Origin of the sequence: Bradyrhizobium sp. ORS 285 (genome assembly GCF_900176205.1) — a bacterium.
In the GTDB taxonomy this organism is placed as follows: Bacteria; Pseudomonadota; Alphaproteobacteria; order Rhizobiales; family Xanthobacteraceae; genus Bradyrhizobium.
On sequence record NZ_LT859959.1, the window covers coordinates 1,678,709 to 1,704,571 of the forward strand.

Consider the following 25,863-nt stretch of genomic DNA (forward strand, 5'->3'; position numbering starts at 1 on the left):
TCACACCCCCGTCGAGGCCAGATGGACCGCGTTCTCGATCCGCTGATAGCAGCCGCAGCGGCAGATGTTGCCGGACATCGCGTCCCGGATCTGATCATGCGACGGCTTCGGATTCTGGTTGAGCAGCGCCGCCGCCTGCATGATCTGACCGGCCTGGCAGAAGCCGCATTGCGGGACATTGACCTGCCGCCACGCCTTCTGCACCGGATGATCGCCGGTCGGATGCAGCCCCTCGATCGTCGTGACCTCGCGGCCCACGACATCCGAGATCGCGGTGATGCAGGAGCGTGCGGCTTCCTTGTCGACCATCACGGTGCAGGCGCCGCAGAGCGCCTGGCCACAGCCATATTTCGAGCCGGTCAAGCCGAGCTCATCGCGCAGATACCACAGCAGCGGCAGGCTCGGATCACCATCCCAGCTCTGCTCCTGTCCGTTGATTTTCACCTTGATCATGTTCGCCCTCGCTCTGTCGGACCAATGGTCGTTGGTTCTGATCGTTGGTGGACGCGCGCGGGACCACATGTCCTGACACGCGCCGGATCAATTGAGAGTTGTCGGAAAACGATTCACGATAGCAGAACGCGACGGGCGTCGGACTACACAGGCGCGTGTGTTGCACGAGCACGCGTGGACAGCGCATGCGCGCTGCATTGCAAAGGCGGAACCCAGGGCGGGGCGCCAACGGCGACGGTGGCCGCAAGATCGAGACGCCAGAAAAGAATGCCTCGCCAGCGTGGGGGCAGGCGAGGCACCAAGTCTTCAGGAAGGAACGCTTCAGTTGTTACGCTTGGTACTCTGCGGCCCTCAGGCCGCCTTTGCTTTCGCCACGTGGGTGGCAATCGCATCCATCAGCGGCGGCGACAGGCAGTCATAGGGCTCGAGCCCCAGCTCCTTCAGCCGCGCGCGGATCTCGCCCATCTGTTCCGGCTTCACGCCCGATTCGATCACCGAGGAGACGAAAGCGGCAAAGCCCGGCGCTGCCGAACCCTGCTCCTGGAACAGTTCGGGATGGATGAAGTCGAGGCCGTAGAACGGGTGGCCCGTATTCTCGATCCGGCCGTACATGTGCGTGCCGCAGCCAGTGCAGGCGTAGCGCTGGATGACCGCCGCCGGATCGACGATCTTCAGCTTGTCGCCGTTCTCCAGGACCGTGACGTTCTGTCGCGGCACCACCGCCACGACCGAGAAGGTTGCGCCGGAGGGCTTCCAGCACTTGGTGCAGCCGCACGCGTGATTATGCGCGACGTCGCCGGTGATGCCGACCTTCACCGGCCGGTCGTGGCACTTGCAGACCAGGGTGCCGCCGGCGAAGTGGCCGCTTCCCTGTTTGACGCCGTTATCAACGGACGGGTGAATGTGGACAGTCATGGCGCAATCCTCCTCAGTTTTGCGTGGCTCGGGTCAGAACACGACGACGGAACGGATCGATTTGCCCTCATGCATCAGGTCGAAGCCCTTGTTGATGTCTTCGAGCGAGAGCGTGTGGGTGATCATCGGGTCGATTTCGATCTTCCCGTTCATGTACCAGTCGACGATCTTGGGGACGTCGGTGCGCCCGCGCGCGCCGCCGAACGCGGTGCCCTTCCAGACGCGCCCGGTGACGAGCTGGAATGGACGGGTTGCGATCTCCTTGCCGGCTTCCGCGACACCGATGATGATCGATTCGCCCCAGCCGCGGTGGCAGGCTTCCAGCGCCTGGCGCATCACGGTGGTATTGCCGGTGCAGTCGAACGTGTAGTCGGCGCCGCCGTCGGTCAGCGCGACGAGATGCTGGACGATGTCGCCGGCGACCTTCTTCGGGTTGACGAAATGGGTCATGCCGAAGCGGCGGCCCCATTCCTCCTTGCCGTCATTGAGATCGACGCCGATGATCTTGTCGGCGCCCGCCATCTTGGCGCCCTGGATGACGTTGAGGCCGATGCCGCCGAGGCCGAACACGACGACGTTCGCGCCCGGCTCGACCTTTGCCGTGTTGACGACGGCGCCGACGCCGGTGGTGACGCCGCAGCCGATGTAGCAGCTCTTGTCGAACGGGGCGTCCTCGCGGATCTTGGCGACCGCGATCTCCGGCAACACGGTGAAGTTCGAGAAGGTCGAGCAGCCCATGTAATGGTAGATGGTCTGGCCCTTGTAGCTGAAGCGCGAGGTGCCGTCGGGCATCAGGCCCTTGCCCTGGGTGGCGCGGATTGCGGTGCAGAGATTGGTCTTGCGGCTGAGGCAGCTCTTGCACTGGCGGCATTCCGGTGTGTACAGCGGAATGACGTGGTCGCCGGGCTTCACGGAGGTGACGCCGGGGCCGACCTCGCGCACGATGCCGGCGCCCTCATGGCCGAGGATCGAGGGGAAGATGCCCTCGCTGTCGAAACCGTCCAGGGTGTAGGCATCGGTGTGGCAGATGCCGGTCGCCTTGATTTCGACCAGGACCTCACCGGCCTTCGGCCCCTCGAGGTCGACCTCGACGATCTCCAGCGGTTTCTTGGCTTCGAAAGCGACCGCGGCGCGCGTCTTCATGTCTCAAACTCCTGTTTCATTCTCTCAAGGCCGCGACCCTGCCCAGAGCGCGGCCCTTGTCAGTCATTTCTTGCCCATGCAGGAGTTTTCCGCTTCCGTATAGGCTGGCGGCTTGTCCTCATGCTTGGCCGGGCGAACGCGTCCCACCGCGTCATTGCCGCGGGCGCGCAGATAGATGTAGAGGTCGTCCATGTAGCAGGCGACGTTCGGATTGTCGCCGAAAGCCGGCATGACGTTCTCCTGGGACGTGCTGACATTCTTGCGGCCGCTGGCGATGGTCCCGATGAAATCGCCGTAGCTCATGTTCTTGACCGAGTCCTTCAGCGCCGGGGCGTAAGTCGATCCCATGCCGTCGGGGCCGTGACACACATGGCATTCGGAATGATAGCGGCGGTATCCGGAGTAGGTGTACCAGTCGACTGTTCCGTCGGCGCCCACCTTGTAGGTCGGAATGCCGTCCTTATCGAAGTACTTCCCATCCTCGGACTTGACGGCCGTCGGATCTCCGGGGCCCTCGGCCCAGGCATTTTCGGCGACAGTCATCCCGCCGGTTGCCAGGATCAGAGCCGTGGCGACCGCAAACCAGATTCTACGCAAGGGCGTCTTCCCTTAATTTTTTGGGCAGGCGAACCGGCGCATGGAGGAGATCCATGCGCCGGAAGCAGGCTGCTCCGCTTACTGCTGCGGCAGCGAGAACACGGTGAGCGCGCCACCGAGAGCGGTGTAGTTGCTCAGCGCTGCGTAGCCGCCGACGGCACCGAGACCGGCGGTCGGATCCGTCAGACCCGCCGCGAGACCGATGCCGGCCCAGCCGCCGACACCCGAGAGCACGGCGACGTACTGCTTGCCACCAGCCTCATAGGTCGTAACGTTGCCGATGATGCCGGACGGGGTCTTGAACTTGTAGAGCTCCTTGCCCGTCTTGGCGTCGACTGCCTTGAGATAGCCTTCGAGCGTGCCGTAGAACACCACGCCGCCAGCGGTTGCGAGCGCACCCGACCACACCGAGAACGGCTCCTTGTTCGACCAGGCGATCTTGCCGGTCTTGCCGTCCCAGGCGATGAAGTTGCCCATATGGGTCTCACCCTGAGGCGGATACATCGACAGGGTCGCGCCGACATAGGGCTGACCTGCGGTGTAGCTCACCTTGAAGGGCTCGTAGTCCATGCAGACATGGTTGGTGGGCACGTAGAACAGCTGCGTGTCCGGCGAGTAGGCCGCCGGCTGTTCGTCCTTGGTGCCGAGCGCCGCCGGGCAGATGCCCTTGGTGTTGACGTCCTCGCCCTGCTTGTCGGTCGAGTACTGATCGACAACCTTCGGCCGGCCATAGGTCGCCGAGTTCTTGTCCATATCGACGCCGGAGGTCCAGTTCACCTTCGGATCGTACTTCTCGGCGACGAGCAACTCGCCGTTGGCGCGATCGAGCGTATAGGCGAGGCCGTTACGATCGAAGTGCGTCAGCAGCTTGCGCGGCTGGCCGTTGATCGACTGGTCCGACAGGATCATCTCGTTGACGCCGTCATAGTCCCACTCGTCGTGGGGCGTCATCTGGTAGACCCACTTCGCGACGCCGGTGTCGGCTGCACGCGCGAAGATCGTCATCGACCATTTGTTGTCGCCCGGGCGCTGCTTCGGATTCCAGGTCGAGGGGTTGCCGGAGCCGTAGTAGACCATGTCGAGCTGCGGGTCATAAGAGATCCAGCCCCAGGTGCAGCCGCCGCCGGTCTTCCACTGATCGCCCTGCCAGGTCTTCAGGCTCGAGTCCTTGCCGACCGGCTTGCCGAGCGCGGTGGTGTTGGCGTCGAACAGGATCTGGTCATCCGGACCTTCGGAGTAGGCCTTCCAGGCCTGCTTGCCGGTCTTGATGTCGTAGGCGGTCATGCTGCACTGGACGCCGAATTCGCCGCCCGACGTGCCGACCAGAACCTTGTCCTTGACGACCAGCGGAGCCGAAGTGCCGGTTTGTCCCTTGCTCGGATCGCCGTTGACGGCGGTCCAGACCTGCTGGCCGCTCTTGGCGTCGATCGCCACCAGCTTGTCGTCGGCCTGGTGCAGGAAGATCTTGCCGTCACCATAGGCGACGCCGCGGTTGACCGTGTCGCAGCACATCACCGGAATGACGTTCGGATCCTGCTTGGGCTCGTACTTCCAGACGATCTTGTTGTCGTTGGCCAGATCGATCGCGTACACCTTGTTCGGGAAAGGCGTATGCACATACATCATGTTGCCGACGATGAGCGGTCCGCCTTCGTGACCGCGCAGCACGCCGGTGGAGAAGGTCCACGCGACCTGCAGCTTGCCGACGTTCTGGGCGTTGATCTGGTTGAGCTTGGAGTAACGCGTGTTGGCGTAATCTCCCGCCGGCATCACCCAGTCCTTCGGGTTGGCCGACATCTTGACCAGCTCTTCGCTGGCAAATGCGCCACCCGCGGCAAGCGCCGCGACTGACGTCAGACATGTTGCGAGCAGTACTCTTCGCATCGTCTTTCCTCCCGGGTTCAACTGAGGTTCCGCATGGCGCGGCCCAGTATTCGTTTTCGGCATCATTGATTATCCACTTCCCAAACGGGAAACTTGCCCAAAAGAGAAAAGCACTTGCTCAAGAGTGAAGCGATGAGAAGTTTTTGGAGAAGATTTGCTTTGCTGGTCCGCAACATGAGACGCGTTCTTGCTGCGCAGCATCAATTTGCAGCATGCGGGTTCCACCGAAGGTTGATGTTTTCCTTGACCTTACAGGGATGAAGGCGGAGGATCGTCGAGGGCGTTTTATGGAACTGATGCGTCGCGAGGGATATCGCGGCCTTAAAATCGGAGTAATCTGCCAGCACTCTCATCCGCCGTCCTGCGGCGGACCCGTTGCGTCTCGATCTTGAATCGGTGGATGAAGATGTCCGATACGATCCGCTCGCTTACTACCTCGGGGTTCACGCCCAAGAGTCAGATCCAGCGTTGGTCAGATGCACTGACCGATCTCTGCGGACGTTTCGATGTCGACCCGCTGGAGGGCGCCTCGTTCGAGGGGCGCATCAACTTCACCACGGTCTCTCGCCTGAAATTGTGTCAGATCGAGGCAAGCCAGCACCGGATTGCACACACTTATGCGCGCGCGCAAAAGGTGGCACATCCCTACATCAAGATCCTGTTTCAGACCTATGGAACTTCCTATTTCGAGCAGGATGGCCGCCAGATCGAGATCGGGCCGGGGGATTGTCTTGCCTATGATGTGTCGACACCGCACACGATCGTCAGCCCGGCGCTGACGCGTCATGATGTCGTGATCGTGCCCAAGGAGCTGCTGCAGGAGCGCGGCTTCCGGTCCGAGAAGATGCCGGCCTACAAGCTGTCGGCACGAAGCGGGACCGGGCGGATTGCGCACGATGTCACGCATTCGGCGTTCGACGAGGCGACGAGGTTGTCACCGAACTCGGCGGCCAGCGTGGCGGAGTCGCTGATCGATCTGTTGCTGCTGCCGTTGCGGGAAGCGGACCGCATGCTCGACCGTGCCGGACCCGAAGCGGTCTACATTCGCGCCCAGGCCTTCATTCGCGAGCACCTTCGCGATCCAGACCTCTGTATCGATCAGATCTCGGCAGCCTTGGGTTGTACCAAGCGCTACCTTCACATGGTGTTCAGCGACCGCGGCATGACGGTCAGCGACTACATCTGGCGAGCCCGGCTGCAGCACTGTCGGCAGGAGCTGGAAACGCAAGGCGGCAAGACCATCACCGACGTTGCATTCTCGTGGGGCTTCTCGAGCTCATCACACTTCAGCCGCGTGTTCCGCAAGTATTTCGGCGTCGTGCCGTCATCGGTGCACAAGACGGCCGCGCGCGCCGACTGAGTCGCGAGCGGCGCTAGCGCGCGCCGCTCCGGATGATCTTCTGAAAGGCATCGCCGAGGATCACCGGCTCACGCGGCGGGAGATAGGTCAGGCCTGCAGTCGCGGCAAATTTGGCCAGATCGCCCGACGCGACGATCTCCGCCAGGGTCTTGTCGACCGACTCCAGCAGCTCTGCCGATCTGGACAAGGCGACATAGCCTCTATTGGCGCCGATCGGATAGTTGTAGCCAGAGGCCACCAGCTTGCTCTCCGGATGAGCTGCCCGATACGCATCGAAGCGTCTGATATCGAGCAGCGTCGCGTCGAACTTGCCCTGTTCGAGCGCGCCGAGAAGGTCATCCCGCGTCGGAATCAGATGGGTGATGTCGTCGATCAGCCGACCCTTGTCGAAGGTCATCAGGATCGCGTCTGCCAGCGTGCCGCTCTCGATTCCGAGCCGGAGGCCGGCGAGATCGCCGATATCGTTGATGGGGCGCTGTTTGGCGCCTGGTCCGAGCACGACCGTCAGCGTCGAGAACAGATACGGCTTGCTCGGTGCCAATGTGCCGAGCGGAATACGCCGCCGGCGATCGTCGCGGGTCGCGCCATCGAAGTCCGGCAGCTTCGCCGTCTTGACGCCGGGTGCGACCAATCCGTCCTGCGTAAAGGCGTAGCTTGCCACGAGCGAGCAGCGCCCATCGGACAGCAAGGCGTTCGCCTCCAGTGCGGGGCTCGAATCTTCATCGAGCTTGCTTTCGAACCACTGGATCTCGAACGTCTTGCCAAGGCGATCAGCGATCGCCTGGCCAAGCAGGACATCGAATCCGCTGCCGGGCTTGCCACGATGGTGGACCGACAGTGGTGGGAGATTTTCGTCCATGCAAATGCGGAAGACGTTGTCCGCGGCCTGGACCGCTGACACCGGCGACATCAACAAGGCGGCCGCCCACAACGCGACGCGGCGCATCATTGCGCTCTCCGGCTCGAGACATAGGCCCAGAGTGCCGTGATCTCATCATCGCTGAGAATGTCACCCCACGGCGGCATCCGGCCGTTCTTGCCTTGCTTGACGGTGGTGACGAAGCGCGGCTGATCGTCGGGAAACCGGCGCAGGTCAGGCGTGACCGTCCCTGAGTTCACCATGTTCGGGCCATGGCAATGCGAGCACTTCTGAGCGAACGTCGTCTTGCCGAGGTCGATCGGACTGTGCGCGGCGGTGCCGTCTTGCTGTTGAGCGAACGCAGCCGTCGAAAGCGCGGCCGACATCGCAACGACGACGGCGGCGAAGGTCGCCGCCGTTCTCATGAACATCATGGCTTTCACGGGCAATCCGAACTCAGTTCTTGACCGCGAAGACCCAGAGCGAGCCGCCCGCCGGAACGTTGGCGAGACGCTCGTCACCGGAGAACAGCGAGTAGACGCCGCCATAGCCGGAGGTGACCGCAACATACTGCACGCCGTCCTGCTGCCAGGTGACGGGTTGGCCTTCGATGCCGGAGCCGGTCTGGAACTGCCACAGCTTCTTGCCGCTATCGGCATCGAACGCCTCGAACTCGCCGGTCAGCTTGCCCGAGAACACCACGCCCCCGGCGGTCGACAACACGCCCGAGAAGCGCGGAATGTCGCTCGGCTGCTCCCACTTGGTCTTGCCGGTCATCGGATCGATGGCCTTCAACTGACCGCGCGGACCTTCCGGCCAATCCCAGAGATCCGTCAGATCCATGCCGAGGTACCACTCACCCGCCTTGTAGGTCGCAGGCTCGGTCTTGTAGTGACCGCCGAACACCAGCGTGTTGGCGTAAGCGAGACCAGTCTGCGGATTGAACGACATCGGCTGCCAGTTCTTGCCGCCGAGAATCGACGGATAGACCGTGACCTTCTTGCCCTCGCGCGCATCACGCGTGACATCGGTCTCGACCGGCTTGCCGGTCTTCATGTCGATGCTGGACGCCCAGTTGACCTTCACGTAAGGGTTGGCCGCCAGCAGCTTGCCGTTGGTGCGATCGAGCACGTAGAAGAAGCCGTTGCGGTTGGCGTTCATCAACACCTTGGTCGGCTTGCCCTCCACGTTCATGTCGGCGAGCACCATCTCGGCGACCGCGTCATAGTCGAACGGATTGTTCGGCGAGAACTGGAAGTGCCACTTCATCTTGCCGGTCTTCGGATCGAGTGCGAGCACCGAGCAGGTGTAAAGGTTGTCGCCGGGCCGCACCGCCGCGTTGAACGGGCCGGGGTTGCCGACGCCCCAGAACACGGTGTTCTGCTCGGGGTCATACGAACCGGTGATCCAGGTCGAGCCGCCGCCGAGCTTCCAGGTGTCACCCTTCCAGGTATCGCCGCCGGGTTCATCCGGGGTAGGGACAGTGTGCGTGCGCCAGAGATGCTTGCCCGTCGCCGGATCCCAGCCATCGATGAAGCCGCGCGTGCCGAACTCCGCGCCGGAGATGCCGGTCAGCACGACGCCGTCCGCCACCAGTGGCGCGACGGTCATCGAATAACCTTCCTTGATGTCGGCGGCCTTTTGGCGCCACAGCTCCTTGCCAGTCTTGGCGTCGAGCGCGATCACATTGGCATCGAGCGTCGTGCGGAAGACCTTGCCGTCATAAAGCGCGGCGCCGCGATTGATGATGCCGCAGCAGACGACGCGCGGCGTCTCGGCGGGATAGTCGATCTTGCTCTTCCAGATCTGCTTGCCGGTCTTGGCGTCGACCGCCATCGTCGCATTGTGCGTGGTGACGTAGAGGACGCCCTGGTAGATCAGCGGCTGCGACTCCTCGCTGCGGTCGTCAGCGAAGCTGTAGTTCCAGACCGGGACGAGGTTTTTGGCATTGTCCTTGTTGATCTGCGTCAGCGTGCTGAACCGCTGCAGATTGTAGCCCATGCCGTAATTGAGGACGTTTGCCGTATCAGTTGCACCCTTGACCAACTGATCGGCGCTCTGCGCGCTCGCACCATGTGATGCAAGAATAGCGAGGCCCGCGGCCAGCGCGATCCGCTTCATTCATTTCCTCCAAGATTTTTATGCGCGCCTATCCTGACGCTGCGGGAACAACACTCCGCTCGATTCCGGGAAGCGTCAATACGAAAAGCTGGGCAACCATCATCGTGACGCCGGGACTGTTTTCCCGCGCGACGGCAAGCGATCCGCCAAGTCTTTGTCATCGCAGGAGGTTTGCTGCTGGCATGATCGCACCTCTTTCGTGCTGCTGTGCGGCATGAAGATTGCTTCGCTGCAACATGCCGGGATCAACAGAGGAGTAGACGGATGAGGCGAACCATCCTTTGGCTCGGCATGCTGTGTTGCCTTTGGGTGAGTGCGAGTGCGCGTGATCTCGGCCAATGGGGCGCGGTCGATCCTGCGTTGCGCCAATGGTATGAGGCCCTGATGCAGCCGGATGTGCCGACGGCGTCATGCTGCGGCGAGGCCGACGCCTACTTCGCCGACGACATCCACGTCAGGGATGGCAAGACCTACGTCATCATCACCGACGATCGTCCGGACGAGCCGCGTGGCCGGCCGCATATCGATGTCGGTACGGAGATCGAAGTTCCCGATCATAAGCTGAAGTGGGACAAGGGAAATCCGACCGGACACGGCGTCATCTTCTTGAGCCGCAACAGATATGTGTTCTGCTATGTGCAGCCGGGCGGGGCGTGAGTAGCAGCTATCGCTCAGCAGGTGATGATTGAGGCGGAAGGTTGTCGGTCGACACGAGCGATGTCGTTCGGCGCAACTGATCCATCACGGCGGAGGAAACGCTCCCCATCGTCCAGCCTTGCGTTCACCCGGGCGGGGCCCTAGCTTCGAGGGCGGCGCGAGCAATGCGCCAGTCAATGATAGTCTGAACTTGGGAGCTTGAAATGGCCTGGAAGACACCGAAGATCGTCGAAGTGCCGGTCGGCATGGAAATCAACATGTACGCTTGTGCGGCGCGCAAGTAAGCCCTAGCGATCTGCAAAGAGATCTGCCAAGTCCCGCGAGCGATCAGTTCGCCGGTGACTTGGCAGATCCGTTTCGGTCGGGTCTAGATCGTGTGGCGCCGGTCAGACATCCTGATTGTCGAAGATATACAGGTCGACGCCGCCGTCGGCGAAGTTCGGCAGATCTCCCGCCGCCGCCTTGCCTTCCGCCGAGCCCATACCGGCCTGCAAGGCCTCCATCGAATCGAACACCAGAGTGGCGACGAGGTGGAGGTTGGTGGGGCCCGCCGGTCCGTTCACCGGGCCACGGCTGATGTCATAAGATTTCAAGCCGGGAATCTTCTTCGCCAGCGGCACATGGACGTTCATGTAGTGCTTGTCGAACGCCTCGGCGCTCTTGGGGGTCTTGTAGAGAACGAGAACCTTGGGCATCTGCTTCCTCCGCATTCGTCTTTTTGAGGTCGATCGACCGGTACCCATTGCAGCCGATCTGCAGGCTCGGATCAAGCGCTGGGGACCGCGACTTGGGTTCCGCTGCAGAAAATGGCGCGCAAACAGAAACCGATGCAGCCGGACGTCGTAGTTTGAGGTAGTCTCTGTCCGGCCTTGCCGAGGGATCCCGAGCCATGAGTCCCATCGATCTCGTCATTACCGTCTGCGCCGTGCTGTCCCCCACCACCTGCGAGGAGCAGCACCTCGTATTTGCCGACGGCGGCGCGTCACTGCAGCAATGCGCGATGAAGGCGCCGCCCTATATCGCCCAGTGGATTGGCGAGCACCCGAAATGGACCGCGGTGCGCTGGCGCTGCGAGTATCCGCACAGCAACGACAAGGCGTGAAGCGGCCGGCGGCAAGCTGCTTGCGGTCTACCTCGTGCACTCCCTGAGATCCTTGTCGGCCACCGAGACCACGGCATCGGCCTTGATGTCGAGGTCGCGAACGATGCACTGGCGATCGCCGGCATAGCTCACCTTGGCATCATAGCGGCCCGGCTCGACCCCGCTGAGCTTCAGCCGCTCGTCGTGGTCGAGCTCCTTGTCTTTGTCGTTCAACGTCTGATTCGGACCCCAGCTGTTCTGGCCCGCGGGCGACAGCTGGAAGCCGGTCATCGTTGCCGTGGTCAGATTCCACAGCCGGATGCCCTTGCTCTGCGCGGAGACCGCGATCGGCAGGGATGACAGAACGATCGCAGTCACTGCGAGGGCGGATCTCATGGCGTTTCCCTAGGTTCTGATGTCTATCGTCCTTACTATGACATGGAAAAATCCCGCCGCGCCAGATCAGCCCTGATGGCGGCCACGGTCTCCTCGCTACGCTCGCCGCGCGGCACGGCGATCGGCGTGGTGCGCAGCAAACGCGCCGGGCGCGCGGACAGCAGGAAGATGCGGTCGCCGAGCCGCGCGGCGTCATCCATGCTGTGCGTGACGAGGAGCGTGATCATCGGCCGCGACGCGACCAGCGTCGCGATCTCGTCGCGCAGCCGTGCTGCGAGTGCGTCATCGAGCGAAGCCAGCGGCTCGTCGAGGATGAGGAAGTCGGGTTCGACCGCGAAGGCCCGCGCCAGCGCGACGCGGCGGGCGAGGCCGAGCGACAGCTCGCCGGGGAAATGGTTGCGATGGCCATCGAGCTCTAGCACGCCGAAGATCGCAGCCAGCCGCTCCGCGGTGACATCAGGCGCCGCCAGCCGGACATTCTCCTCGACGGAGCGCCACGGCAGCAGCCGCGGCTCCTGGAACACCATCGCGAGCCGTGCACCGGCGGGCTGCGAGACGCGTCCCTCATAGTCGCTGTCGAGTCCAGCGAGGATCCGCATCATCGTGCTCTTGCCGCAGCCGGAGGGGCCCACGACGACGCCGAGCTCGCCGCGCTCGAGCGTGAAGGCAATGCCGGATATCACCTCCTGGCGCTTGCCATTGGCGCTGGTGAAGCTCTTCGACCTGATATCGACCTCAAGCCGCACGGAGCCGCCACCTGGATGCGCGCTGCTCGAACGGCTGCACGAGGACGGCTTCGATCACCAGCACGACCGCGGCAAAGCTGAGCGAGTAGGCGAGCAGCAGCGGAATGTCGAACAGCTGGAAGGCGACGCCGATCTCGAAGCCGATGCCGTTGGGGCGTCCCAGCAGTTCGGCGACCAGCACGATCTTCCACACCAGCGACAGGCCGGAGCGCGCGGCGGCTGCGATATAAGGCGCGAGCTGCGGCAGCAGGACGTGGCGAAGGGTGCGGCCGCGCGGGAAGGCGAACACCTTGGCCATCTCGTCCAGCGACGGATCGAGCGCGCGAGCGCCCTCGCGCAAGGTGACGACCGCCGTCGGCAGCTTGTTGATCGCGATCGCGGCGATAGCGGCGACCTCGGTGAGACCGGCCCAGATATAGGCGAGCACGATCACCACCAGCGCCGGCAGGTTGAGCAGCAGGATCAGCCAGGGATCGCCGAGGCGATTGGCGAGCCGGCTGCGGCCCATCCAGTAGCCGAGCGCCGAACCGATCGCCATCGACAGCGTGAAGGCCAGGGCGACGCGGGCCAGGGTGGCGCCGAGATGCAGGAACAGCGCGCCGGACTTGGCTTCTGCGACGGCGACCCCCAGCACGGCCGACGGCGGCGGCAGCTTGGCGCTGCCGGCGATGGTTGCGGCCACCCACCAGGTGGCCAGCAGAAGCGCGAAAGACAGAAGCCGCAGCACTAATCCCTCGCATCCGCCCTGTAGTAGGTGCCGGGGCTGAGCTCAGCGGCGGGGCCGACCAGGTCGCGTCCGCCGATCGAGGCGAGCACACCATAGAGAATGCGGGCGTCGGCTTCTTCCTCGGCCACGGAGCGGCGCGGAATGCCCTCGCGGTAACGATCGCGATACGCACGCAATGTCGCTTCGTCCGGCGCACCGGTCAGCGGCGCGATGGTCTGCCACTCGGCATCCGACGTCGCCAGGATCTCCTTGGCCTTGGCCGTGACCGACAAGAACCGGTTGACGAGATCGCGATGCTTGCTGGCCCACTCCTCGTCGAACACGTAGCCGATCATCGCGGTGCGGCCCTTGGCGCCGAAGCCGGGCAGGATGTCCTCGATGCCGGCGAGGCGACGAAAACCCTTGGCCTCCAGTGCCGCGCAGAAATTCCAGTAGTTCAAGCCCGCATCCATCTCGCCATCGGCGAGCTTGGCGGCGAGCAGCGGCGGCGCGCCATAAGTGATGGTCGCCTGCGACTTCAGCTCGACGCCCTCGCGCTTGAGCGCGGCCTGCAGCAGCAGCCAGCTCTTGTCGAGCGGGCCGCCGGCGACCGCGAGCTTGCGCCCCTTGAGATCGGCCAGCGACTTGATCGGTGAAGCGGCCGGCACCATCACGGCGCCCAGCGCGCTGGAGTAGGGGGAGAAGGTCAGCTTGGCGCCGAGCGCGCGCTCGCGCGACACCCACAGCCAGTCCGACACCATGATGTCGGCATTGCCCGCCCGCAGCGCGATCTTGCCGGCCTCGGGACTCGCGAGCTCGACCGCGTCGATCGCAATATCCGCCTGCTTGTCGAGCTGATGGGCACGGATGACGGCCAATTCCCAGGCGAAAGTGCCGGTCTTCTGCACCGCAACCTTGACGGTCTCGGCGGCGCGCGAGGTCGAGAGCGGCAGCAGCGCGCAGGCGATGAGTGCAATGAACAAGCGACCGAGCTTCGTCATGGGCGCGTCTGCGTTTCCTCAAGATGTGTTCTTTTCAGTCTCATTCCCTTAGCATAGCGTGGACTGCGATACTGCGGAGGACTGTCATGCGTTGCGCTGTTCCGGTAGGACCGATTGTCGCCACCTTCCTTGCCGTGACGGCGCTGGCCGCGCCGGCGTGGGCCGAGGAGCTCAACGACTATCCGACCTCGGCGCGCGCCGAATATGTGTTCGGCTGCATGAAGGCCAATGGCGAAACGCGCCAGGCGATCTCGCAATGCTCCTGCTCGATCGATGTGATCGCCTCGATCATTCCCTACGAACGCTATGTCACGGCGGAAACCGTGCTCAGCATGTCCCAGGTGAAGAGCAATCTCGGCACCCAGTTCCGCACCTCCGAGCCGGCCGCCAACGCGCTCAACGATCTGCGCCGCGCCCAGGCCGAAGCCGAAGTGAGATGTTTCTAACGCCTCGCGGCCCGGCCTCTCCATCAGGTGCCTGATCCCTCCGCCGGCCATTCGTGCTCGAACACATGGCCCTGCGTGTCCCGCGCCTCGGCGCGGAAATGCTTGGCGCCGTTCGAGACATAGGTGAAGCGGATGTTCGGGTCCTCCGAGATCGAGATGCCGCCTTCGACCGACAGCACCAGGCTGCCGTCCTGCGACAGCGTCAGCTGGTCGACGAAGAAGGCGGGGATGTAGAGCTGCGTCAGCTGGTCCATCTGCAGTCCCGAATTGTTGGGATGCCCGACCATCACCTGGGCCTCGCGAATGCCGCTGCTGGCGCCATCGCCGCCTTGCGTGAACTGCCGGTAGCGCATCTGGCCGATGCGGGCCTTGGCCTCATCCGGATTTTTCGCGGCCGGCGCCGAGCAGCCGCCCGACGCCTTCACGAACGTCTTGACGACATAGAGCTGGCCGTCGGTCAGCTCGGCTACGGCATGCACGTCCGTGTAGTTGTTGACGCGAACGCGCGTGGAGATCGCGGTGACGTTGGCATCCGAGCCGAGCGTGAACTTGGCGGCCATCGGTGCCGGGTTCTGGTCGATCACCAGGGTGATGGTCTTGATGCGGCGGTCGTCGGCGGGGGAGAGCTTGCTGCGCAGGGTGACCGGAACGACCGAGGCATCCTCGGCCCGCGTTGGCATCTCGATCGAGAGCACATTGCCGCCGTCCTGCATCGGCTTGTTGTTGAAGATGTCCTGCACCAGTCCCGGCCAGGGATCATAACCATCTGCGGCTTTCGCAGGTGCGAAGGCAAGCGCCAGCAGGGCGCTGAGAAGCACTGTGGACGGCAGGCGGAGCCGGGTCATGGCGCAGTCCTCCGGAAGCGTTCTGGTTTGCTGGCGATCATAGCGCGTCCCCATGGTCATTCCCATTCCATTTCCGAGAACGCCGCGGTAGCGTTACGCGCATTGTAGTCGTCGAACAGCTCCCATTTGTCGCGTTCCGATCCGGCAGCGCCTGCCGCATCCGCAATCGGCTTGCCCGCCTTGATCAGTCCGCTGATGTCGCCAGCCAGCGTATTGAGATAGCGGCGCTCGTCCGCGAGCGCCAGCGGCCACGGGCTCACAGGCCCATGACCAGGCACGACGCGGTCGGCGGCGATCCCTGCAAGAGCTCCGATGTCGGCAATCCAGCCGCGCAGGCTGCCGTCCATCACGGGGATGTGACGCAGGAAAACGAGATCGCCCGCAAACAAGGTCCGGCTCCGCTCATCAAAGACGGTCAGGTCGCAGTCGCTATGCGCCGTGCTCCAGGCTTTCAGTGTGAGCGTGCGGCCGCCGAGATCGAGCGACATCTGGTCCTCGACGACGATCGAAGGCGCGACCAGGCGGACCTCGTCGATCAGCTCCGCGCCCATCAGCCGGCGGAACGCCTCGATGTAATGCGGTCCGCGCAGGGCCAGCGCGCGGGACAGGTTCTTCGCGCCGACGAAGCTCGTTCCGTCAGCCTGGAACGCGGCGTTGCCGAAGACATGGTCGGGATGGGCATGCGTATTGATGACATAGCGGATCGGCTTGTCTGTGCGGGACCGGATCGCTGCGAGCAACGCGCGGCCTTCACGGACGGAGCCGCCGGTGTCGATCACCGCGACCGCATTATCGCCGATGACGAAGCCGACATTGGCAATGTCGCCTTCGTTGTCGGCGGTCATCAAGGCTGTCTGCCCGATATGGACGAACACACCCGGCGCGATTTCGCTGATCGCGAGTTCCCGCTGCTCCGCGCACAGGGCACTGCCGAGCGCGAGCACGCACGAGGCCATGATCGTGATGATCAACCGGCTGATCATCTGTTCGCCTCGCTCGCGTGCGACGTGTGCGTCCTGCCGCTAGCATTGCGGCGCAGCATCCGGTCACCTGTTCGCGATGACTGCAGCTGTTGCGCCAGCGTGGCCGGCGGCCTAGCATTTCGAAAAAGACCTCGATGCGCTCGATAGGGATGGAAATCAGAATGACGAAGCGTTGGACTGTTGTCGGCTCGCTGGCCATTGCTGCGGGCCTCACTCTGCTCGGACCTGCTGCCTCCTACGCGCAAAGCAATGACGGCCTCGACCTGTCGATCGAGCTGGTCGATCCGAAGGTGCTGCGGGTCTGCGCCGATCCGCGCAATCTGCCGTTCTCGAACGAAAAGGGGGAGGGTTTCGAGAACAAGCTCGCGGATTTCCTCGCTGCCAAGCTGCAGAAGAAGGTCGACTACACGTTCTTTCCGCAGGCCACGGGCTTCGTGCGTATGACTCTTGGCTCGCACCGCTGCGACGTCATCATGGGCTTTCCGCAAGGCGATGACCTGGTGCAGAGCACCAGCCCTTACTACCGGACGGCCTATGCGATCGTGACCAAGCCCGACTCTGATCTTGCCGACGTCACGACGCTGGAGGACGCCAAGCTGAAGGGCAAGCACATCGGCATCGTGGCAGGCACGCCGCCGGCCACCAACATGGCGCTGGCCGGGCTGATGACGACGGCCAAGCCGTACCCGCTGATGATCGACACGCGCGTGGATTCCTCGGCCGAAGCGATGATCAACGATTTGAAGTCCGGCGAGATCGATGCCGGCGTGCTGTGGGGGCCGATGGCCGGCTATTACGCCAAGCAGGCGAGTCCGCAACTGCACGTGACGCCGCTGGTAAAGGAGACGTCCGGGCCGAAGCTGATCTACCGTATCGCCATGGGCGTGCGCGGGGCGGATCAGAACTGGCGGCGGCAGCTCAACAAGCTGATCCAGGAGAACCAAGGCGAGATCAACAAGATCCTGCTCGATTTCGGCGTGCCGCTGCTGGACGAGAGCAATCATCTGATCACCGCCGAGGCTGCAACGAAGCCATGATCAACCGGCTCACTGCCGCGGCATTGGCAGGCCTGCTGCTGATCGCCGCGGCGGTGCGGGCCGACGATCTGGTGCCGGAGCCGGACAGCTATCGCACTGAAAACTACCGTGCCCCGGTGCCGACGACGCTCCGCGGCGCGCGCGTGTTGTCGACGCGTGAGACCGAGGCGATCTGGCGCGAGAAGGCCGCCGCCTTCATTGATGTGCTGCCGCGGCCGCCCAAGCCGAAGAATTTGCCGGCCGGTACCGTGTGGCGCGAGCAGCCGCGGCTCGACATTCCCGGCAGCATCTGGCTGCCCGACACAGGCTACGGCGTGCTCGCCGCGGCAACGGAGGACTATTTGAAGCGCGGCTTGGCGCAGGCGTCCGACGGTGATTTGGGGCGTCCGCTCGTATTCTACTGCCTCCAAGATTGCTGGATGTCCTGGAACGCCGCGCGGCGCGCGCTGACCTACGGCTACCGCAACGTCGCCTGGTATCCCGACGGCACCGACGGCTGGGCCCGCGCCGACCTGCCGCTGCAGCAGACCCAACCCGAGCCGCGGCCGGAGGAGTGAGTGGATCGCGCGGCAGCTATAAATGCCCCGGCCTGTTGTTTTGCTCGTCATGCCCGGGCTTGTCCCGCCTGCGCGGCCGAAGCCGCTTCGGCGCGGCGAAGGCCCGGGCATCCACGTGGTGCCGCGTGGAAAGACGTGGATGGCCGGGACAAGCCCGGCCATGACGTTGCTGAAGCGTCGGTACGCCCTCTCTTCGTTCTGGTGATGATGAGCGAGCGACATCCGCGCAGCTACTCCATGTCCTGCTGGATTTCGCGGGCCAGGGCGAACAGGCGCTGGTCGATGGCGGTGGGGACCTCGCAGACGAACTTCATGACGCGGCGGCGATCCTCGAAGATGCGCGTCTCCCAGTTGAGCTGATTGCTCAGCTCCTCGACCTTGGCCTCGTCCCGCGTGGCGCTGCTCTGCATCTCCTGCAGCGCGATGGTATCGCCGCGGACCTTGTCGACCGCTTCGCGCTGCTTTCGCATGACGCGCTCCAGCCCGTTCATGACGGAGGTGCGCTGCGCGTTCAGTGTGTCGAACAGGCCGGCGAACAGCAGCTTGCCCTTCCGTGTCTTCTCCTCGGCCGTGCCGGTGAGGAAATCGGCGACGTCCTTCTGAGCCTGTTCCAAGGGGAAGCGGCGGGCCGCTAGCTTGGCGACGAGCTCCGACACCTTGGGATCGTCTTTCCAACTCGTCCCGACGTCGTCGACCGGCGGACCGGCCCACACCGCTGCGATCGAGATTTCCGGCACCTTGGCCTGCGGGCAGGGCCAGTCCGGGTAGCGCGGATCGGCGGCCTGCGCGGCGCCGGCCGCGGCGCACAGAGCGCTGGCCAGCAGTATCGATCTCACCCTCATGCCTCGCCTCCCGGACCACGCCTGACAAAACCACGCGACGGATCGTAGGCCAGGATCGCGCCAATCATGAACACGGCGGTGCAGCCGCCGACCACCGCGAGCGACACCCAGTTCAGCTTGCCGTAGAGTGCAAAGCGAATGAGCTCGACCGCGTGAGTAAAGGGATTGGCCTCGCAGAGATAAGCGAGCCACGGGCTGCCTTCCTCGACGCGCCAGAGCGGATAGAGCGCTGAGGACGCGAAGAACATCGGGAAGATCACGAAGTTCATCACGCCAGCAAAATTTTCCAGCTGCTTGATGCCGGAGGAGATCAGCATGCCCAGCGCGCCAAGCATCAGGCCGGAGAGGATCAGCGCCGGGAGCACCGTGAGATAGCCCATCGGCGGCGGCGTGATGTCCCAGAACCAGGCGATGATCAGGAACGCGTAGACCTGGAGCACGGACACTGCGGTGCCGGCGAGCAGTTTGCAGAACAGCAGGTAGCCACGCGGCAGCGGGCTCACCAAGAGGGTGCGCATGTTGCCCATCTCGCGGTCGTAGACCATCGAGAGAGATGACTGCATGCCGTTGAACAGCTGGATCATCGCCATCAGGCCCGGCGCGATGTAGACCTCGTAGAGGATGTAGGTCTCGTAGGGCGGGATGATCGAGATGCCCAGCACCTGGCGGAAGCCGGCGGCGAAGATGAACAGCCAGACGAGAGGGCGCACCAGCGCCGAGACGAAGCGCTCACGCTGATGCAGGAAGCGCAGGCCCTCGCGCCAGACGATGCCGATCAGGCAGGTGACGTATTCGCTGGCGGAGAAGCCGCTGCGGGTGGGGGCGGGGGTGTGTACGGTCGTGACGGTCATGCGTCGGCACTCCGTGCAGGACCGGCATTGGTTGGGCTAGCCTGGGTCGTCAGCCGCGCGAATGCCGCGTTGACGTCGGACGCGCCGGCCTCGGCGATCACCTGCGGCACCGGCCCGCGCGCCAGCACGCGTCCCTGATGCAGCACGACGAGATCGTCGGTCGCGGCGATCTCGTCGAACAGATGCGTCGCCCAGAGCACGCCGATGCCCTGTTCGGTCACGAGCTGGCGGACATGGCCGACGATGTCGGCGCGGGCCTTGACGTCGAGGCCGACGGTGGCCTCGTCGAGCAGCAATAGGCGCGGCCGATGCAGCAAGGCGCGGGCGATCTCCAGCCGGCGCATCTGGCCGCCGGAGAGATCGCGCACCTTGTTGCCGGCGCGGTCGGCGAGGCCAATGCGCGCCAGCAGCTCCTCGCTCCGTGTGCGGGCCTCGCGGCGCGAGATGCCGTGCAAGGCGGCGTGATAGAGCAGGTTCTGCCGCAGCGACAAATCGAGATCGACCGTGCGCGGCTGGAATACGACGCCGAGCAGCCGCAGCGCCTCGCCCGGCGTGCGGCCGATATCATGGCCGAAGATGTTGATCTGTCCGGTCTGCACCGCGAACAGGCGGGTGATCAGCGAGAACAGCGTGCTCTTGCCGGCGCCGTTGAGGCCGAGCAGGGCGGTGAAGCTCGCAGGCTTGACCGCGAAAGAGACGTTGTTGAGCGCCTTGCGTGCGCCGTAGGAATGGCTGACGCCGGCGACCGACAGCGCCGGCACCTGATCGGGCGCCGGCTGCCGCGTAGGGCTCGTGGTGTCGAGAGCGGGTGCGTTCTGCGTTGTCATGGTTGTGCAATCGTGATGCCCCAGGGCAGCTCGCCGACCTGGATGGTCTTGATCACCTTCTGCGCGGCGACATCGATCACCGAGACATCGTTGGAGACGCCGTTGGTGACCAGCAGATATTTTTCGTCCGGCGTGAACTCCATGTGCCAGACGCGCTGGCCGACCAGCAGATATTTCTTCACCTCATGCGTCGTGCCGTCGACGACGGCGACGCGGTTGGCCGGGCCGAGCGCGACGAAGCCGGTCTTGCCATCCTTGGTCAGGCTGATGCCGACCGGCTGGATCGCCTCGCTGCGCAGGCCGGGCACGGCGAACTTGATCTTGCCGGTCACCTCGCGCTTGGCCGGATCGATGATCGAGACGGTGCCGCCAATCTCTGCGGACACCCACAGCTCCGAGCCGTCGGTCTTGAACTCGGCATAGCGCGGCCGCGCGTCGACCAGCACGTTGGCGACGATCTTGCGCGTCGCCGTGTCGATGAAGTGCGCCATGTTGGTGGTCTCGGAGGTGCAGATCAGGATCTTGCCGTCCGGGCTCAGCATCATGCCCTCGGGCTCGACGCCGACCTGGACGTCGCCGATGCGAACGCGCTTCTCGAGATCGAGCACCGTGACCGTGTTGTCGTTCTCGTTGGCGACGTACAGCGTCTTGCCCTGGGCATCCTGCGTGAACAGCTCGGGATCGGGGCCGGAGGGCAGGGTGTCCACCACCTCCATCTTCTTGGCGTCGATCAGCTGGATGGTGTCGTCGTCGCCGACCGCGACCATGACGAACTTGCCGTCGCGGGTGAAGGCAATGCCGCGCGGACGTTGCCCGACCTTGATGGTCTTGGTGACGGTCCAGGTGTCGGTATCGATGACGGAGACGGTGTTGCCTTTTTCGTTGGAGACGAAGGCGACGTAGGCGGAGACAGGGGTGATGGTGGTGAGCGAGAGCGCGGCAGTGAGCAGCGAGGCAACCATGCTGAAGCGCTTGCGAGTCTGTGGCCGTCCTTCGAGACGCCCGCCTTTGGCGGGCTCCTCAGGACGAGGGCTGAACGCGGAGCGATATCCGAAACGCTCCGTGTGGAGGTCAGCACGGTGATGACCCTCATGGTGAGGAGCGCCGGAGGCGCGTCTCGAACCATGAGGCCCCAGCCGGGCCTCGCCCTTCGAGACGTCCGCTTGCAGCGGCCTCCTCAGGGTGAGGGGAGACACCGCGCCGTAAAGCTGCTTCATCACCATCATCACATCCGACATCATTGCAGCTTGCACTTCGTTTCGGGGCGGTCGACGCCCAGCGTGTCGAGTTCGGAGACCTGGTGCAGGAAGCCTTCCTGCGGGGAGACCGAGACGATCATGCGGCCGTCCGCCAGCAGGATCGGCTGCCGCAGTTGCAGGTTCCAGTCGCGCAGCGACAGCCGCGTGCCCTTGAAGGCGGCGATGGTGAAGTTCGGGCTCTTGAGATAGTCCGTCATCGCCTTCGTATCGCCGGAGTTGGTGCGTGACGCCGCTTCGCCGACCATGCGCACGGCCATCCAGGCCTGCATGTCCAGCGCGTCCATGCGGCGCGAGGCGAGCTTCATGAAGCGGTTCTGCAACTGCGTCGCGCCCCACTGGTCCTGCGCTGGATCCCAGCTGGTCGGCCGCAGCCCCGCGGAGCCCGCGACGGGGCGCGGGTCCCAGGTGCGGTAGGGCAGGTAGTTGGCGAACACCTCGCTTTCGTCGGCGGCGACCAGCACGTCATAGGCCGGCGCCTTCTGCGTGAACACCGGCATCTGGCGCTGGATCAGGGTGACGCCGCTATCGGTGCGCCGCGCGCCGCCGGTGTCCTCGAAGGTGCGTTCCTCGACGATCTTGGCGCCGAAGCGCGTGGCGGCGCGGCGCAGCGCGTCGGCGAACAGTTTGTCGTTGTCGTGCGAGCCGGTGACGAGCAACCAGCGCTTCCACTGCTTCCACACCAGATATTGCGCGAGGCCATCGGCCAACATCGAGCGCGTCGGCGCGACATGGATGACGTTGGCGCGGCAGTCCTGCTCGCGCAGGCGATCGTCGGTGGCGCCGACGTTTAGCAGCGTGATGCCGCGGCCGCGCAGGCTATCGGCGACCTTCAGCAGCGCGTCCGCAGGCAGGTCGGCGAGGATGAAGCCGGTCTTGCCGGCGAGTTCGTTCGCCGCCAGGGTCGCGTCCTCATCATCCTTCACGCGGCGGTCGATCAGCGTGAAGCGCTGGTTGAGGAACTTGCCGGTGGTGTTGTTGTCCTCGATCGCGAGCTTCGCGCCCGCCACGCCGTCATCGGCCGCCGGCTGGTCGAGCGGCGACAGGGTCTGCGGCACGCCGGCGCGGCCGAGATAGCCGATCGCGATGTCGACCGTGTCAGCAGCGACAGCGGCGTTCGCGGCGACCATGAGGCCGATCGCGCCGATCAGGGATCGGGCCAGAACTCCAAGGACCACGTGTCCTCCCATTGTTCCCCGTCCTGTGCCGGCGAGGTTTCGTCTTGCAAGATGAACGATTTGGCCTAGCTTTCAACCCCACTTTTGGCCGCTGCGGCATCATTCGGATCACGACCTTGAAACTGGCTGTTCTCCTCGCGTCCCTAATCCTGATGTCCTTAACATCAGCGCATGCCGAGCCGCCGAAGGTGGCCGTGTTCGATTTCGAGCTGATCGACACCAGCCTGCAGGGCGAGGTGCAGGGGCCACGCCAGGACGAGCAGCAGCGGCTGGCGCATGCGGCCGAGCAGTTGCGAACGGCGCTGCAGGACTCCGGCAAATTCCAAGTGCTCGACATCGCTCCCGTTAACGATGCGGCGCACCACAGCAATCTGCAGGCCTGCGGCGGCTGTGACGTCAAGCTCGCCTCCGACCTCGGCGCCGATCTCGCCATCACCGGCACGGTGCAGAAGGTGTCCAATCTCATCCTCAACATGAACATCTATCTGCGCGACGCTCACACCGGGAAGCCGGTCGCGGCCATGACCGCCGACATGCGCGGCAACACCGACGAATCCTGGACCCGCACCATGGCCTGGCTGATCCGCAACCGCCTGCTGGCCCCGAAGGACGGCGCGCCGCAGGCGCAGTAGACGACGACCGCATCGGGCGTCGCGCTGGCAGGGCGCCCGTGGCCGTCCTTCGAGACGCCCGCCTGCGGCGGTCTCCTCAGGACGAGGGCGGAGTGTGTGGTGCGCTCCATTTCGGTGTTTCCCCTCATGGTGAGGAGCGCCATGCGCTGCAGCCTGCCACACCAACGGCGTCTCCGATGGCGCGTCTCGAACCATGAGGCCTCCGCTGCTGCCTATCGCGCTCGGACATGACTCGACGTCCTCGCGGCACATCACGCCCGAGCTTTGCATCTCGATCGCCTCTCTCGAGCAGAGAGGCGCAGGGAAGGCCGGGAGCCTGCCGCCCCCATGGCCCGCCTGCAGAAAAGAATGCAGGCGGCAGGTACCACAGGTTTGGCTGGGACATCCCGGCCCTCCCTGCGCGGATGGTTTTAACGGTTGCTTCGCGTTCTCCCCGGTGCGCCGGGCTTTCTGGTCACCGTGCGCGACGACACGCTGTGAGCGCGCCGCCGCGGGGGCATCGGCTTCGGGATGCCAGGACCACGCGACTTGGCCGTACGCCGTGGCGCGTTCGTCCGCACGCTCTCACGAGCCATGCTGCGCGCCGCCGGCGTCCACCGCATCCCACCTCCACGTTCGTGACGACCGCGATACGCCCTCTCGACGAGGCGGGATGCGCGATACAATCATGAGTTCCGGAAAAACGAAAGACAAATCTTTCTTGCGCACCGACTGGACAAGGGGGATCACGTTGATCGCACGACGAAAATTGTCGTTTGCGCGCACGGGATTTCGGGCGCTGGACGCGATCAACGCACCGCCCGTCGCGCAGCATCGCGCCCGACGGGCAAATCAGGAAAAGGCCGATGTCAACGTCCGAGCCGGGCCGCGTGCCAGCGCAGATGATCGGCCATGTAGGTCGAGATGAAGTAGTAGCTGTGGTCGTAGCCCTCCTGCTTGCGCAAGAGCAGCGGAATGTTGGCCTTCTCGCAGGCCGCCTTGAGCAGCTCCGGCCGCAGCTGCTGCTCCAGGAACTGGTCGGCGGTGCCGACATCGACCAGCAGGTCGGAGACGCGCGCGCCGTCCTCGATCAGCGCCACCGCGTCGTGCTTGCGCCACGCCGCCTTGTCGCTGCCGAGATAGCCGGTGAGCGCCTTCTCGCCCCACGGTACCTGCGAGGGCGCGACGATCGGCGAGAACGCGCTGGCGGCGCGATAGCGGTCGGGATTGCGCAGCGCCACCGTCAGCGCGCCATGGCCGCCCATCGAATGGCCCATCACCGACTGCCGGCGCGGATCGACCGGGAAGTTCGCCGCGACCACGTGCGGCAGCTCCTCGGTGACGTAGCTCCACATTCGATAGTTCCTGGCGAACGGCTCTTGCGTCGCATCGACATAGAAGCCGGCGCCGAGGCCGAAATCATAGGCGTTGTTGGCATCGCCGGGCACGCCGTCGCCGCGCGGCGAGGTGTCGGGCGCGACGAAGATCAGGCCGAGCTCGGCGCAGGCGGCGCGGAACTCGCCCTTCTCGGTGACATTGGCGTGGGTGCAGGTGAGGCCGGAGAGATACCAGACGACCGGCAGCTTCGCGCCTTCGGCGTGCGCCGGCACGAACACCGAGAACGTCATCTCGGTCTTGGTTTCCTGGCTGGCATGGCGATAGACGCCCTGGACGCCGCCATGGGACTTGTTCTGCGAGACGGTCGTGAGCGTCATGGGATCACCTGTCGGAATCGAGATGGAGAGCGGCGGAACGGAGCGCGCCGCTGACGTGGATGTCAAGCGACGCCGTTCTCGATCGCCAAACGCACCAGCTCGCCCGAGGTTCGCACGCCGAGCTTCTGGCGGATGATCGAGGAGGTGTTGGCCACCGTCTTGTAGGACGAGTGGATCAGCCAGGCGATCTCCGACAGGCTCTTGCCGGCGCTGAGCAGGCGCAGGATCTCGAGCTCGCGCGAGGTCAGTTTCGCCAGCGGGCTCTGCGCGACGGCCGCGCCTGCAAACGCGATGCTGCGCGCGATCGCCGGCGGCAGATAGCTGCCGCCGCGCGCCACCTCGCGGATCGCCTCCGCCAGATCGTTCGGATCGCCGCTCTTCGACACATAGCCCTTGGCCCCGATGTCGATGGCGCGGGCGGCGAACACCGGATCGTCGTTCATGCTGAACATGATCAGGCGGGCGTTCGCATCATGCGCCAGGATGCGGCGCGCCAGCTCGAAGCCGGAGACGGTCGGCAGGTTGATGTCGATAACGCAGACGTCGGGACGCTCGGCAATGAAGCTGGTCTCGCCGCTTTCCGCGTCGGCCGCCTCGATCAGCACCACGTCGGGATCGGCCGAGAGCAGGGCGCGGCAGCCGGAGGCCACGATGGGATGATCATCGACGATCAGTACGCGCATGGCCTTGGGGTCCCGCACTCTCAACTCGCGTCATTGTTGCGATGCATCATGGATGCATGCTGCGCGGCATTGCATGATGTTGCAATTAGATCGCCGGCGGATTTGTCTGTCAA

The 25,863-nt window shown here is 64.4% G+C and carries 30 protein-coding genes; 8 read left to right on the forward strand and 22 right to left on the reverse strand.

The window, feature by feature from the left end; translation table 11 throughout:
- The 5 genes from BRAD285_RS07490 to xoxF5 all read right to left on the reverse strand — a co-directional run bounded on the left by BRAD285_RS07490 (position 1) and on the right by xoxF5 (position 4,992).
- Entirely contained in the window at positions 1-453 is a 453-nt protein-coding gene (locus tag BRAD285_RS07490; protein WP_006609609.1) for a (2Fe-2S)-binding protein, read from the reverse strand.
- A 351-nt stretch (positions 454-804) separates the two neighbouring features.
- Positions 805-1,368 (reverse strand): S-(hydroxymethyl)glutathione synthase, encoded by a 564-nt coding sequence (gene gfa, locus BRAD285_RS07495; protein WP_006609610.1) that lies wholly within the window; start codon positions 1,366-1,368, stop codon positions 805-807.
- Positions 1,369-1,401: 33 nt separating this feature from the next.
- Positions 1,402-2,511: an S-(hydroxymethyl)glutathione dehydrogenase/class III alcohol dehydrogenase gene (locus BRAD285_RS07500; protein WP_006609611.1), complete on the reverse strand. Its 1,110-nt coding sequence runs from the start codon at positions 2,509-2,511 to the stop codon at positions 1,402-1,404.
- 63 nt (positions 2,512-2,574) lie between these two features.
- Complete coding sequence (locus BRAD285_RS07505; RefSeq protein WP_006609612.1) at positions 2,575-3,054, reverse strand: c-type cytochrome, methanol metabolism-related; 480 nt, start codon at positions 3,052-3,054, stop codon at positions 2,575-2,577.
- Positions 3,055-3,186: 132 nt separating this feature from the next.
- A complete protein-coding gene (gene xoxF5, locus BRAD285_RS07510; protein ID WP_006609613.1) occupies positions 3,187-4,992 on the reverse strand; it encodes a lanthanide-dependent methanol dehydrogenase XoxF5 in 1,806 nt (601 codons plus the stop codon).
- Between the two features lie 406 nt (positions 4,993-5,398).
- Between xoxF5 and BRAD285_RS07515 the strand changes: the two genes are divergently transcribed.
- Positions 5,399-6,352 carry a helix-turn-helix domain-containing protein gene (locus BRAD285_RS07515; RefSeq protein ID WP_035644688.1) on the forward strand — a complete coding sequence of 318 codons (954 nt, stop codon included), beginning with the start codon at positions 5,399-5,401 and terminating at the stop codon, positions 6,350-6,352.
- Positions 6,353-6,365: 13 nt separating this feature from the next.
- Here the strand turns inward: BRAD285_RS07515 and BRAD285_RS07520 are convergent, their stop codons facing one another.
- The 3 genes from BRAD285_RS07520 to BRAD285_RS07530 are packed head-to-tail and all read right to left on the reverse strand — an operon-like array spanning position 6,366 to position 9,332.
- Entirely contained in the window at positions 6,366-7,298 is a 933-nt protein-coding gene (locus tag BRAD285_RS07520) for an ABC transporter substrate-binding protein (protein ID WP_006609615.1), read from the reverse strand.
- A complete protein-coding gene (locus BRAD285_RS07525) occupies positions 7,298-7,642 on the reverse strand; it encodes a cytochrome c (RefSeq protein WP_006609616.1) in 345 nt (114 codons plus the stop codon). Before BRAD285_RS07525 ends, BRAD285_RS07520 begins: the two co-directional genes overlap by 1 nt.
- Before the next feature lie 25 nt (positions 7,643-7,667).
- Positions 7,668-9,332, reverse strand: a complete 1,665-nt coding sequence (locus BRAD285_RS07530) for a methanol/ethanol family PQQ-dependent dehydrogenase (protein ID WP_006609617.1) — start codon at positions 9,330-9,332, stop codon at positions 7,668-7,670.
- 264 nt (positions 9,333-9,596) lie between these two features.
- Here BRAD285_RS07530 and BRAD285_RS07535 point away from each other — a divergent pair, with 264 nt between their 5' ends.
- Positions 9,597-9,989: a hypothetical protein gene (locus BRAD285_RS07535; protein WP_006609618.1), complete on the forward strand. Its 393-nt coding sequence runs from the start codon at positions 9,597-9,599 to the stop codon at positions 9,987-9,989.
- Between the two features lie 203 nt (positions 9,990-10,192).
- Positions 10,193-10,273: a pyrroloquinoline quinone precursor peptide PqqA gene (pqqA, locus tag BRAD285_RS07540; protein WP_009031067.1), complete on the forward strand. Its 81-nt coding sequence runs from the start codon at positions 10,193-10,195 to the stop codon at positions 10,271-10,273.
- A 102-nt stretch (positions 10,274-10,375) separates the two neighbouring features.
- Here pqqA and BRAD285_RS07545 read toward each other — a convergent pair whose 3' ends face one another.
- Positions 10,376-10,684, reverse strand: coding sequence for an EthD family reductase (locus tag BRAD285_RS07545; RefSeq protein ID WP_006609619.1), 309 nt, complete (start codon positions 10,682-10,684; stop codon positions 10,376-10,378).
- Between the two features lie 194 nt (positions 10,685-10,878).
- Here BRAD285_RS07545 and BRAD285_RS07550 point away from each other — a divergent pair, with 194 nt between their 5' ends.
- Entirely contained in the window at positions 10,879-11,091 is a 213-nt protein-coding gene (locus BRAD285_RS07550; RefSeq protein ID WP_006609620.1) for a hypothetical protein, read from the forward strand.
- Between the two features lie 27 nt (positions 11,092-11,118).
- On the opposite strand, the gene BRAD285_RS07555 is transcribed toward BRAD285_RS07550, so the two are convergent.
- The 4 genes from BRAD285_RS07555 to BRAD285_RS07570 are packed head-to-tail and all read right to left on the reverse strand — an operon-like array spanning position 11,119 to position 13,919.
- A complete protein-coding gene (locus tag BRAD285_RS07555) occupies positions 11,119-11,466 on the reverse strand; it encodes a hypothetical protein (RefSeq protein WP_006609621.1) in 348 nt (115 codons plus the stop codon).
- 35 nt (positions 11,467-11,501) lie between these two features.
- Entirely contained in the window at positions 11,502-12,212 is a 711-nt protein-coding gene (locus tag BRAD285_RS07560; protein WP_006609622.1) for an ABC transporter ATP-binding protein, read from the reverse strand.
- Positions 12,202-12,939: an ABC transporter permease gene (locus BRAD285_RS07565; RefSeq protein WP_006609623.1), complete on the reverse strand. Its 738-nt coding sequence runs from the start codon at positions 12,937-12,939 to the stop codon at positions 12,202-12,204. The genes BRAD285_RS07560 and BRAD285_RS07565 overlap by 11 nt, the downstream gene beginning before the upstream one ends.
- A complete protein-coding gene (locus BRAD285_RS07570) occupies positions 12,939-13,919 on the reverse strand; it encodes an ABC transporter substrate-binding protein (protein WP_006609624.1) in 981 nt (326 codons plus the stop codon). Before BRAD285_RS07570 ends, BRAD285_RS07565 begins: the two co-directional genes overlap by 1 nt.
- Positions 13,920-14,005: 86 nt before the next feature.
- Between BRAD285_RS07570 and BRAD285_RS07575 the strand changes: the two genes are divergently transcribed.
- The gene (locus tag BRAD285_RS07575; protein ID WP_006609625.1) at positions 14,006-14,365 is read left to right on the forward strand and encodes a hypothetical protein; all 360 of its coding nucleotides are present in this window, start codon (positions 14,006-14,008) and stop codon (positions 14,363-14,365) included.
- A gap of 23 nt (positions 14,366-14,388) precedes the next feature.
- Here BRAD285_RS07575 and BRAD285_RS07580 read toward each other — a convergent pair whose 3' ends face one another.
- Together BRAD285_RS07580 and BRAD285_RS07585 are read right to left on the reverse strand one after the other, a co-directional pair.
- Positions 14,389-15,210, reverse strand: a complete 822-nt coding sequence (locus BRAD285_RS07580; protein ID WP_006609626.1) for a quinoprotein dehydrogenase-associated SoxYZ-like carrier — start codon at positions 15,208-15,210, stop codon at positions 14,389-14,391.
- Between the two features lie 56 nt (positions 15,211-15,266).
- A complete protein-coding gene (locus BRAD285_RS07585) occupies positions 15,267-16,193 on the reverse strand; it encodes a quinoprotein relay system zinc metallohydrolase 2 (protein WP_006609627.1) in 927 nt (308 codons plus the stop codon).
- 161 nt (positions 16,194-16,354) lie between these two features.
- On the opposite strand from BRAD285_RS07585, the gene BRAD285_RS07590 reads away from it, so the two are divergent.
- Positions 16,355-17,230, forward strand: coding sequence for a substrate-binding domain-containing protein (locus BRAD285_RS07590; protein ID WP_006609628.1), 876 nt, complete (start codon positions 16,355-16,357; stop codon positions 17,228-17,230).
- Positions 17,227-17,787: a PQQ-dependent catabolism-associated CXXCW motif protein gene (locus BRAD285_RS07595; RefSeq protein WP_006609629.1), complete on the forward strand. Its 561-nt coding sequence runs from the start codon at positions 17,227-17,229 to the stop codon at positions 17,785-17,787. Before BRAD285_RS07590 ends, BRAD285_RS07595 begins: the two co-directional genes overlap by 4 nt.
- A gap of 230 nt (positions 17,788-18,017) precedes the next feature.
- Here BRAD285_RS07595 and BRAD285_RS07600 read toward each other — a convergent pair whose 3' ends face one another.
- The 5 genes from BRAD285_RS07600 to BRAD285_RS07620 form a co-directional block, all read right to left on the reverse strand.
- The gene (locus tag BRAD285_RS07600; RefSeq protein WP_006609630.1) at positions 18,018-18,629 is read right to left on the reverse strand and encodes a hypothetical protein; all 612 of its coding nucleotides are present in this window, start codon (positions 18,627-18,629) and stop codon (positions 18,018-18,020) included.
- Positions 18,626-19,480: an ABC transporter permease gene (locus tag BRAD285_RS07605; RefSeq protein WP_006609631.1), complete on the reverse strand. Its 855-nt coding sequence runs from the start codon at positions 19,478-19,480 to the stop codon at positions 18,626-18,628. Before BRAD285_RS07605 ends, BRAD285_RS07600 begins: the two co-directional genes overlap by 4 nt.
- Positions 19,477-20,307 carry an ABC transporter ATP-binding protein gene (locus BRAD285_RS07610; protein WP_050886735.1) on the reverse strand — a complete coding sequence of 277 codons (831 nt, stop codon included), beginning with the start codon at positions 20,305-20,307 and terminating at the stop codon, positions 19,477-19,479. The genes BRAD285_RS07605 and BRAD285_RS07610 overlap by 4 nt, the downstream gene beginning before the upstream one ends.
- Positions 20,304-21,269, reverse strand: coding sequence for a YVTN family beta-propeller repeat protein (locus BRAD285_RS07615; RefSeq protein WP_006609633.1), 966 nt, complete (start codon positions 21,267-21,269; stop codon positions 20,304-20,306). Before BRAD285_RS07615 ends, BRAD285_RS07610 begins: the two co-directional genes overlap by 4 nt.
- 275 nt (positions 21,270-21,544) lie before the next feature.
- Positions 21,545-22,753, reverse strand: a complete 1,209-nt coding sequence (locus BRAD285_RS07620) for an ABC transporter substrate-binding protein (protein ID WP_006609634.1) — start codon at positions 22,751-22,753, stop codon at positions 21,545-21,547.
- Positions 22,754-22,893: 140 nt separating this feature from the next.
- On the opposite strand from BRAD285_RS07620, the gene BRAD285_RS07625 reads away from it, so the two are divergent.
- On the forward strand, positions 22,894-23,373 hold the full coding sequence (locus tag BRAD285_RS07625) for a DUF3280 domain-containing protein (RefSeq protein WP_006609635.1): 480 nt from the start codon (positions 22,894-22,896) through the stop codon (positions 23,371-23,373).
- Between the two features lie 848 nt (positions 23,374-24,221).
- Here the strand turns inward: BRAD285_RS07625 and fghA are convergent.
- Together fghA and BRAD285_RS07640 are read right to left on the reverse strand one after the other, a co-directional pair.
- Entirely contained in the window at positions 24,222-25,067 is an 846-nt protein-coding gene (gene fghA, locus BRAD285_RS07635; RefSeq protein ID WP_006609636.1) for an S-formylglutathione hydrolase, read from the reverse strand.
- Between the two features lie 62 nt (positions 25,068-25,129).
- Positions 25,130-25,750, reverse strand: coding sequence for a response regulator transcription factor (locus BRAD285_RS07640; protein ID WP_006609637.1), 621 nt, complete (start codon positions 25,748-25,750; stop codon positions 25,130-25,132).
- Positions 25,751-25,863: the final 113 nt, after the last annotated feature.

Excerpts from the sequence above, each read along its gene's own strand:
- BRAD285_RS07615 (WP_006609633.1), bottom strand. The coding sequence starts at position 21,269 with ATGGTTGCCTCGCTGCTCACTGCCGCGCTCTCGCTCACCACCATCACC.
- BRAD285_RS07555 (WP_006609621.1), bottom strand. The coding sequence starts at position 11,466 with ATGAGATCCGCCCTCGCAGTGACTGCGATCGTTCTGTCATCCCTGCCG.
- pqqA (WP_009031067.1), top strand. The coding sequence starts at position 10,193 with ATGGCCTGGAAGACACCGAAGATCGTCGAAGTGCCGGTCGGCATGGAA.
- BRAD285_RS07625 (WP_006609635.1), top strand. The coding sequence starts at position 22,894 with ATGTCCTTAACATCAGCGCATGCCGAGCCGCCGAAGGTGGCCGTGTTC.
- BRAD285_RS07500 (WP_006609611.1), bottom strand. The coding sequence starts at position 2,511 with ATGAAGACGCGCGCCGCGGTCGCTTTCGAAGCCAAGAAACCGCTGGAG.
- BRAD285_RS07525 (WP_006609616.1), bottom strand. The coding sequence starts at position 7,642 with ATGTTCATGAGAACGGCGGCGACCTTCGCCGCCGTCGTCGTTGCGATG.
- BRAD285_RS07505 (WP_006609612.1), bottom strand. The coding sequence starts at position 3,054 with ATGACTGTCGCCGAAAATGCCTGGGCCGAGGGCCCCGGAGATCCGACG.
- BRAD285_RS07620 (WP_006609634.1), bottom strand. The coding sequence starts at position 22,753 with ATGGGAGGACACGTGGTCCTTGGAGTTCTGGCCCGATCCCTGATCGGC.
- BRAD285_RS07595 (WP_006609629.1), top strand. The coding sequence starts at position 17,227 with ATGATCAACCGGCTCACTGCCGCGGCATTGGCAGGCCTGCTGCTGATC.
- BRAD285_RS07515 (WP_035644688.1), top strand. The coding sequence starts at position 5,399 with ATGTCCGATACGATCCGCTCGCTTACTACCTCGGGGTTCACGCCCAAG.
- BRAD285_RS07575 (WP_006609625.1), top strand. The coding sequence starts at position 14,006 with ATGCGTTGCGCTGTTCCGGTAGGACCGATTGTCGCCACCTTCCTTGCC.
- BRAD285_RS07545 (WP_006609619.1), bottom strand. The coding sequence starts at position 10,684 with ATGCCCAAGGTTCTCGTTCTCTACAAGACCCCCAAGAGCGCCGAGGCG.
- BRAD285_RS07520 (WP_006609615.1), bottom strand. The coding sequence starts at position 7,298 with ATGCGCCGCGTCGCGTTGTGGGCGGCCGCCTTGTTGATGTCGCCGGTG.
- BRAD285_RS07605 (WP_006609631.1), bottom strand. The coding sequence starts at position 19,480 with ATGACCGTCACGACCGTACACACCCCCGCCCCCACCCGCAGCGGCTTC.
- BRAD285_RS07640 (WP_006609637.1), bottom strand. The coding sequence starts at position 25,750 with ATGCGCGTACTGATCGTCGATGATCATCCCATCGTGGCCTCCGGCTGC.
- BRAD285_RS07570 (WP_006609624.1), bottom strand. The coding sequence starts at position 13,919 with ATGACGAAGCTCGGTCGCTTGTTCATTGCACTCATCGCCTGCGCGCTG.
- BRAD285_RS07580 (WP_006609626.1), bottom strand. The coding sequence starts at position 15,210 with ATGACCCGGCTCCGCCTGCCGTCCACAGTGCTTCTCAGCGCCCTGCTG.
- BRAD285_RS07530 (WP_006609617.1), bottom strand. The coding sequence starts at position 9,332 with ATGAAGCGGATCGCGCTGGCCGCGGGCCTCGCTATTCTTGCATCACAT.
- BRAD285_RS07610 (WP_050886735.1), bottom strand. The coding sequence starts at position 20,307 with ATGACAACGCAGAACGCACCCGCTCTCGACACCACGAGCCCTACGCGG.
- BRAD285_RS07590 (WP_006609628.1), top strand. The coding sequence starts at position 16,355 with ATGACGAAGCGTTGGACTGTTGTCGGCTCGCTGGCCATTGCTGCGGGC.
- BRAD285_RS07600 (WP_006609630.1), bottom strand. The coding sequence starts at position 18,629 with ATGAGGGTGAGATCGATACTGCTGGCCAGCGCTCTGTGCGCCGCGGCC.
- xoxF5 (WP_006609613.1), bottom strand. The coding sequence starts at position 4,992 with ATGCGAAGAGTACTGCTCGCAACATGTCTGACGTCAGTCGCGGCGCTT.
- BRAD285_RS07535 (WP_006609618.1), top strand. The coding sequence starts at position 9,597 with ATGAGGCGAACCATCCTTTGGCTCGGCATGCTGTGTTGCCTTTGGGTG.
- fghA (WP_006609636.1), bottom strand. The coding sequence starts at position 25,067 with ATGACGCTCACGACCGTCTCGCAGAACAAGTCCCATGGCGGCGTCCAG.
- BRAD285_RS07490 (WP_006609609.1), bottom strand. The coding sequence starts at position 453 with ATGATCAAGGTGAAAATCAACGGACAGGAGCAGAGCTGGGATGGTGAT.
- BRAD285_RS07585 (WP_006609627.1), bottom strand. The coding sequence starts at position 16,193 with ATGATCAGCCGGTTGATCATCACGATCATGGCCTCGTGCGTGCTCGCG.
- gfa (WP_006609610.1), bottom strand. The coding sequence starts at position 1,368 with ATGACTGTCCACATTCACCCGTCCGTTGATAACGGCGTCAAACAGGGA.
- BRAD285_RS07550 (WP_006609620.1), top strand. The coding sequence starts at position 10,879 with ATGAGTCCCATCGATCTCGTCATTACCGTCTGCGCCGTGCTGTCCCCC.